Origin of the sequence: Yersinia sp. 1252 StPb PI, from assembly GCF_048593885.1 — a bacterium.
GTDB classification, from domain to species: Bacteria; Pseudomonadota; Gammaproteobacteria; order Enterobacterales; family Enterobacteriaceae; genus Yersinia; species Yersinia enterocolitica_E.
This window is the reverse complement of the sequence record NZ_JAZGQE010000369.1, coordinates 1-1378: the sequence shown is the minus strand read 5'-3', so window position 1 is coordinate 1378 and position 1378 is coordinate 1. Positions and strand designations below refer to the sequence as shown.

Sequence of the window (1378 nt, the reverse complement as noted above, 5' to 3'; positions counted from 1 at the left end):
ATGTTAATCACCATGTAAACATCAAGTGCCGAACGTAAATAAACCAGAACAAATCCTCTTTAAATATATCTGCCGCTAATTAGTGGCGTGGTTATTTTTAGCAATCATTATATATCTGAACTAACTTTCTGCCGGGTATAGGCAGGAGGTTGGCTCTGGGTATTGCGATTATAACTCTTATTGAATATTTAATTTGAGGTATTATAAGCATGACAACTAATACGACTTTTTCTCCTGAAAGTGAGACGGCAGCATTATTTTTACTGGATCAAGCAATGGGCTTTACTTATCAAGCGTCACTGCGGGCAGCGGCTATTTTGGGGGTTGCCGACCATCTTATACAAAGGCCAAAAACGGTACAGGAACTTGCAACAGAATTGGAGGTTGATCCACAGCAACTGCATCGAGTGATGCGATTGCTTGCAACGCGAAATATCTTTAAAGAAGTTGATGGGCAGCGATTTACACTCACGCCAGCGGCTGAGTTTTTGTGTACCGCGACCTCGCATTCGCTTCGTTCTGCGGTACTGATGTTAACCGATGAGACATTTTGGGGCCCGCTGGGGAATATCGTTGAAAGCGTTCGCGGCCACTCTGCTTTTAAACAACTATATGGCGTGTCGTTCTTCGAATACTGGTCTCAACCACAGACTCGCTCTCCTGAATATGATTTTCACACCGGGATGTCCTCGATGTCGGCGGTGGAAAACCTGGCTCTGGTACGTAGCTATCATTTCCCAGACCATGCCACCGTTGTTGATATTGCGGGGGGGTTAGGCGGCTTGCTGCTAAAAGTATTACAGGCTAATACGACACTGCACGGTATTTTGTTCGATCAAACTCCGGTGCTGGAAAGACATCGTCTTGGTGAACTGGGGGATGACTCAAGATGGAGGCTCCAGCCTGGCAGTTTCTTCGAATCATGTCCTCCGGCAGATTTTTACTTATTAAAATATATCACTCATGACTGGCCGGATGAAAAGACAACACTAATACTCCATAATTGTCGTAAGGCCATGCTTCCTAATGGAAAAGTCCTCATTATGGATACCATTATTCCTGAAGGAAATACCCCTCACTTCGGGAAAAATATGGATCTGCTCTTGATGGGGAGCTTTGACGGTGGGAGAGAACGCACCGAAGCTGAGCTGAAAGTGATACTCGCCGGAGCCGATCTGAAACTAAACCGCATCATAAATACCGGCAGTTACGTATCGATAATAGAGGCCGTTGCGCGTTGAATATAGACCTATAAGCCTGACATTCGCCCATTTTTAGCGCTGATAAGAATGGGCGGATGAGCAGCTCTATCTATCTTGGCAAGAGAACTGGTGGCATTGGCGTAGAAAATTCATAATTTCTCCATAATATAATCAGG

1 protein-coding gene is annotated in these 1378 nt (G+C 45.0%); it reads left to right on the top strand.

What is annotated here, in order from left to right; all coding sequences use genetic code 11:
• The first annotated feature begins 209 nt into the window (after positions 1-209).
• Positions 210-1241, top strand: a complete 1032-nt coding sequence (locus V2A85_RS23660; RefSeq protein WP_372560555.1) for a methyltransferase — start codon at positions 210-212, stop codon at positions 1239-1241.
• Positions 1242-1378: the final 137 nt, after the last annotated feature.